Below are 6,288 nucleotides of genomic sequence, written 5' to 3'. Positions count from 1 at the left end.
TAGGGGAGTATTAGTGTGAGGGTTTCAGCTCAGCATGACGGCTTTCATTCCCCTCAAGGATTCCTCAGTTTTCTACTAAACCATCCCAACTGATATTTCTATCAGAATTTCAGGTTAACGTGTCGCACTTGCATGGTGATCAGTTAGCTTTTTATCATCTACATATCTTTTAGAATGAATAACATCGTTTAGTTGTTTTTTATTTTGGAGTATGGAAGTAACAATTTCTCTGTAGTCTTCAATATTGGCTAAGTGTTTAATGTTATCTTCGATTGATTTCGCAAAACTCGTAGGTAAATGTTTCGACTCCGTTCTTGGATAAGTAATAAGCTTTTTTTCATATAAACTTTGTGCAATTTTCAATGTTTCAGATGAAGTATATCCGTAAAATTTATTCGCTTCTTTTTGCAGCTCTAATAAGGAATGTAAAGATGGTGCGAACATTGTTTTTCTTTCAGTTTTTAAATCACGAACGATCGCATTGTTATGCACTTGAGATAATATTGCTTCTGCCAATTGTAATGTTGGAAGTTTATTGTCATTCGATTTTATGTCCACCCAAAGAGCTTTAAACGAACCAAAATCTAATTCTATTTGAAAATACGGTTCGGGTTTAAAATTTTGAATTTCAAGTTCTCTTTTTACTACAATTGCAAGTGTTGGCGTCATTACACGACCAATTTTAATAATTCTTCCGCCCTTTACCGTTGCGGCCCGTGTTAAATTTAGCCCAATTAACCAGTCAAAAACTGAACGATACATAGCTGCGTTTCGTAAATTACGAATAAGAACATCATTTTCATCTATTAACCCAGTTAATGCATTCCCGATAGCTTGGTCTGTCGTTTGTGAAGTCCAAAAACGTTTTACGGGTAGATGACTCCCTACCATTTTATAGAAAGAATAAAAAATATTCTCTCCTTCCATCCCGGAATCACACGCATTAATGAGAAAATCGTAATGATTCGATTTAAGCTTCTGTTCAATTTCTTTATAAACTTTATAAGCAGATTTTTTCACACGAAATTCGTATCGCTCAGGAATCATTGGTAAAAGATTTAAATCCCACTTTTTCCACTCTTTTTTATATTCATGAGGTTCCTTTAATTCGACTACATGGCCTACAAATGAGGCAAAATCAATTTCAAAAGGTAACTTCATAGATTTATATACTTTTTGAATGTCACGCATTAGCGAGGGCTTTTCAGCTATTAATAGAGCTCTTTTCATATGTATACCTCACTTTCTATCTTCCTTAGTATAAATTAGAAGATAGGTAAAAGTAAAAAGACGAAAAGCTAATTATAAGGTAAAAAGTTATCTCAAAACACAATTTTCATTATTATAAATTTTATAGACAACTCCTATTTATTTGCATAAAAGCAGATATTATCAACTATTTCTAGCAAATATAGACATATGTTGATATAATAATTTTAGTAGTTTTTAGGGGGATTGGGTATGCAAAATGTATCAAAAAGAACAATTCTATGGATTGTTCCAATACTAATTATTGTGATTTTCTGGTTTGTTTACGGGCCAAAAGAAGAGATCACAGATAACGAATACATAACGTATATAAAACAAGAAAAAATTAATGAAAATGCAAAGACATATGAAGAAGCATTCGCCTCTTCTTGCGAAGAAGGAAAATGGATATACTTCAAAACACAAAAAGAACAGCATGTAGTTGAGTTTGAGGGAACTTGTCCTCATAGCGAAACCATGAAAAAAGTAAACTTACAATTTATCATTGAAGATGACCGCAGTGATTATGACCTAAATGTTTTACTATTAGATAGTGTTCAACAAACATCCGAAATACGTGATCAGTTTATCGATCAAGTTGTCTCGTTATAACAATATAAAAACCTCGTATTCTTATTTTGAATACGAGGTTTTCTATTTCTAAAACTTCAATTTTTATAGTTGTGCAATACCAGGACTTGTCATTGCATAAGGATTTAAGATTTTTTCAAGTTGTTCTTCAGATAAAACATCATATTTTATACAAAGTTCACGAATCGATGCACCTGTCACATAGGCTTCACGTGCCAATTTTGAAGCTGTTTCATAACCTACATGAGGGTTGATAGCCGTAATTACTCCAACGCTTTTCTCTATATATTCTTTCATTCTATCTTCGTTAGCTTGAATACCTTTTAAGCAATTATCTGTAAATGTTTTGAACACATTGTTCATAATCGAAATGGATTGAATTAAGTTAAAGAATAATACAGGTTCCATTACGTTTAACTCAAGTTGACCAGCTTCTGAAGCAGCAGAAATCGTTAAATCATTTCCAATCACTTGGAACGCAACTTGATTCATAACTTCTGGCATAACTGGGTTAACTTTACCTGGCATAATTGAAGAACCAGGTTGTCTAGCTGGTAAAACGATTTCGCCTAGACCAGTTCTTGGACCAGAAGCCATTAAACGTAGATCGTTCGCAATTTTAGACATATTTAACATTGCTACTTTTAATGAAGATGATACTTCTGTATAGCAATCCGTATTTTGAGTTGCATCAACTAAATGTTCCGCACCTTTTAGATTTAAGCCACTAATTTCAGCAAGAATACGTGTTACCGCTTCAATGTATTCAGGTTGTGCATTTAGACCAGTACCAACAGCAGTTGCTCCCATATTTATATCGTACATATGATGTCTTGAAAATGAAATTCGCTCGATATCACGGCCAATTACTCGGCTGTATGCTTCAAATTCTTGACCTAGTAAAATCGGAACAGCATCTTGTAAATGTGTGCGTCCCATTTTAATAACTCCAGCAAATTGCTTCGATTTTTCAATAAACACGTTTTGCATATATCTAGTTGTATCGATTAATTGATTTAATAAATTTAACACAGCAATATGTGTTGCAGTTGGAAAAGCATCATTTGTTGATTGTGACATATTAACATGAGTGTTTGGACTAATAATATGGTAATTTCCTTTTTCATGTCCCATTAATTCCAATGCGCGGTTTGCAATAACTTCATTGGCATTCATGTTAATAGAAGTACCTGCACCACCTTGAATTGGATCAACAATAAATTGATCGTTCAATTTCCCTGCAATGACTTCATCTGCAGCTAAAACAATGTATTTACCAATTTCTTGATTTAATAGATCAACTTCCATATTTGCTAATGCAGCAGCCTTTTTAACAATCCCTAAAGCTTTAATTAATTCAGGATGAATACGATAACCAGTAATCGGGAAATTCTCTGTCGCACGCATAGTTTGAACACCATAGTATGCGTCGAATGGAATCTCTTTTTCTCCTAAGAAATCTTTTTCAATACGGAATTCGTTGATTGTCACCATGATTTATTTTCACCTTTTCTTTAGAAACAGTTTAGTAACCGTTTCCATATTATAAAAATATCTATCTCAAAATTAGATTACATTAATCTCATAATTAGAACAAGGGATAAATGTATAATTTTTTAAATTAATTTTTTCCACTTATTACAGTTCAATATTGCTTATTTCCTTTAATTGCACAATAATTGAATTTAACGTAAAAAGATTAATAGTTTTACCATTTATTTATATAGTTTGAAAGAAGGAAATGTTATGAATGTGTCTGCAATGGTGAAATTAATGATTTCCATGGCCATATTTGGATCAATTGGATTTTTCACTATCAATACAGGAATTCCGGCAGTAGAACTTGTTTTTGTGCGATGTATATGTGCCACTCTTTTCTTAAGTGCGATGTGGTATCTAACTGGAGGACATAAAACAGAGGTTTGGAATAAACGAGAAGTACTTCAAACACTTCTTTGTGGAGTTTTTCTAGTGCTCAATTGGGTGTTTCTATTTAAAGCATTTGAAGAAATGTCCATTTCCATTGCAATTTCGATTTATAATTTAGCACCTATCTTTGTTTTAATATTAGGGACATTATTTTTGAGAGAAAAAATGACAGTAAGCGGAGTTCTTGCTACAGTGATCTGTTTCGTCGGAAGCATATTTATTGTTGGAATTGAAAGTTTCCTGTCGATTGATCAATTTCTAAATTCTGGATTTGTATGGGCATTACTGTCAGCTATTTGCTATGCATTAACAATGTTTACTAGTAAAACAATCCGTAATTTATCGCCTTATGCTACAACTTTTTTACAAACTATTGTCGGCATTGTCATGTTACTTCCATTATGTAATTTTGAGGTTTTTGTAGGGTTGTCTACCTCGAATTGGTTATACATTTTAGGGACAGGTATTATACATACTGGCTTTGTTTATTATTTATTCTTTGATAGTATTCGAAACTTATCAACGATCATTGTATCTGTTTTAGTCTTCGTCGATCCAGTCGTTGCCATTTTGCTTGATACGATTATTCTAGACTTCAGACCAACATTACTACAGACATTTGGCATTGTTTTAATATTTGCAGGAATAATATTTACAGTGTTTAAACCAAATCAGAACCCAACCAATAATGTTGTGAATGAAGAGAATGTTTCTTAAGATTAATAGGGTGTATGGGCATTGAAAAATTAGTTTTCAATGCTCTTTTTGGTATTGGAGTTTGTGGGTGACTTTCGATATAAACGGGGATTATGAGCGGGTATTCTCCACTTTTGAACGACTTCGGGATCAAATCGATTTTATTAGCAAGTTTTCCGGGGTTATGAACAACTTTTTATCTTTGTCCATCCTATGAAGACCATTTCAACCACCATTTCACCATAAAATGGTCTTCATACCCCTTATGAAGACCACTTCAACCGCTATTTCACCTGCAAACGGTTTTCATCTCTCCAATGAAGACCAAAACCGAGCTCAAAAACCAGAAAAGTGTCCTTCATCGAGGTGATGAAGGACACTTCAAACACGGTTTCATCTGCAAAATTTTTCGGTAGTTATGAGCAACTTCAGGATTAGAGCGATTTATTGCACAACTGAATCTTATAGGAAATCGGTTTTGGCTAATAACTTTAGGATTCCGGCGAACTCTCCATTTTTGGCGAATATCTCCCAAATTCCGGCTAAAAATTCCACGTATTTGGCGAAAACCCCACTCTATTTGGCAAATAACTCCCCATTTCTGGCGAATAACAGTAAACCACGTCTCCGGCGAATTCCTAAATCAAATAAAAAAAGCCGCCTAGAAATCAACATCTTCTAGACAGCCTCTTCATTTTTATTTATCTCTCCGTCATTTGTTTCCAAACAGAGCCTTTTGCTTCTTCACCTTGTTCAATACGTGCGATTGCCATTTTTACTTGTAGTTTAACTTCAAACTCAGGGTCATTCTCTGCCTCATGAAGCGCAGGTAAACTCGCTTTAGTTCCTGTCTCATAAAGGTACATAGCCGCGCGCCAACGGACTAATTTGTTTTTATCCTTTAATGCTTGAATCATGGCAGGTTCAAATTCCACGAAACCTAAGTCACTCATACAGTCTCCAGCCGTTCTTCTTACAGCAGCACTTTTATCGTTCAGTGCGCGGGTAAGAGCAGGAACAACTGCTACGTCTTCAATCATTCCCAAATATACTGTTGCAAGACGGCGTATTGACATTTGTTCATCTTCCAAAGCCTTTTCTAATAGTGGCAAATCTTCCACTTCTGGATCTGGTAATTGATCAAGAAGTTGGTAACGTTTTTGCCAATCCTCCGCGCTTTCAAACTGTTCCAAAGTTACTTTTTCACGCTCAAGAGTAATGGATTTTTTTGAATTTGCACCTTCTACAATTTCTTTTAATCGACTCTCAGGATAAGTTGCATTTATTTCATTTAATACGCTTTGGGCAATTTCTTCTTTTTCCCCATAGCGAACGCCAAAATCTACCCATTTACGTTCAAGAATATAATTTTCATCGAATTTATTAACTTCAATTGACTTAAACGCTTCTACAAAACGTTCTCCAGTTGAAATTCGATGCTCAGAAGTTGAATCAAATACTTTAATTTGAAGAGGTATTCCTCTAAACATTTGTACATGAACAAATACGTCTCCAAAATGATCAGGAGCTGCTTGTGATTGTTCAACTTCTTCTCCCTTTTCACCTAGAGCAATACGAATACTAGATAAGATTGATTCCCATTGATATTTTGCGTTTCTTTCGATAGCTAAAAAATCTGCAACGTGATAAACACCTTTCACGCCTTCTACATTTAAAATAGCTTGAATTGCTTCTGGTGCTGTTTGTGCATTGTCCTTTGTATAATTAAAACTTTTACCAAATGGAAGTTCCTCATCCACAACGACTTTCATCGAGTTTGGACTTGGCGTTGGTTCAATCGTTACGATTTTCATAATTGATCTC

The 6,288-nt window shown here is 34.3% G+C and carries 5 protein-coding genes; 2 read left to right on the top strand and 3 right to left on the bottom strand.

The window, feature by feature from the left end; all coding sequences use genetic code 11:
• Positions 1-114: 114 nt before the first annotated feature.
• Positions 115-1,230 (bottom strand): DNA topoisomerase, encoded by a 1,116-nt coding sequence (locus ACOQFO_RS14835; RefSeq protein WP_421690435.1) that lies wholly within the window; start codon positions 1,228-1,230, stop codon positions 115-117.
• A 231-nt stretch (positions 1,231-1,461) separates the two neighbouring features.
• Here ACOQFO_RS14835 and ACOQFO_RS14830 point away from each other — a divergent pair, with 231 nt between their 5' ends.
• Positions 1,462-1,860, top strand: a complete 399-nt coding sequence (locus ACOQFO_RS14830) for a glucosamine 6-phosphate synthetase (RefSeq protein ID WP_421690434.1) — start codon at positions 1,462-1,464, stop codon at positions 1,858-1,860.
• A gap of 63 nt (positions 1,861-1,923) precedes the next feature.
• Here ACOQFO_RS14830 and aspA read toward each other — a convergent pair whose 3' ends face one another.
• Positions 1,924-3,333, bottom strand: a complete 1,410-nt coding sequence (aspA, locus tag ACOQFO_RS14825) for an aspartate ammonia-lyase (RefSeq protein ID WP_421690433.1) — start codon at positions 3,331-3,333, stop codon at positions 1,924-1,926.
• A gap of 252 nt (positions 3,334-3,585) precedes the next feature.
• Here aspA and ACOQFO_RS14820 point away from each other — a divergent pair, with 252 nt between their 5' ends.
• Positions 3,586-4,485, top strand: coding sequence for a DMT family transporter (locus tag ACOQFO_RS14820; protein WP_421690432.1), 900 nt, complete (start codon positions 3,586-3,588; stop codon positions 4,483-4,485).
• 680 nt (positions 4,486-5,165) lie between these two features.
• On the opposite strand, the gene ACOQFO_RS14815 is transcribed toward ACOQFO_RS14820, so the two are convergent.
• Positions 5,166-6,278 carry a conserved virulence factor C family protein gene (locus tag ACOQFO_RS14815; RefSeq protein WP_421690431.1) on the bottom strand — a complete coding sequence of 371 codons (1,113 nt, stop codon included), beginning with the start codon at positions 6,276-6,278 and terminating at the stop codon, positions 5,166-5,168.
• Positions 6,279-6,288 lie beyond the last annotated feature (10 nt).

This window comes from Ureibacillus sp. MALMAid1270 (genome assembly GCF_049202975.1).
In the GTDB taxonomy this organism is placed as follows: Bacteria; Bacillota; Bacilli; order Bacillales_A; family Planococcaceae; genus Ureibacillus.
This window is presented reverse-complemented; position numbering and strand designations above follow the sequence as displayed.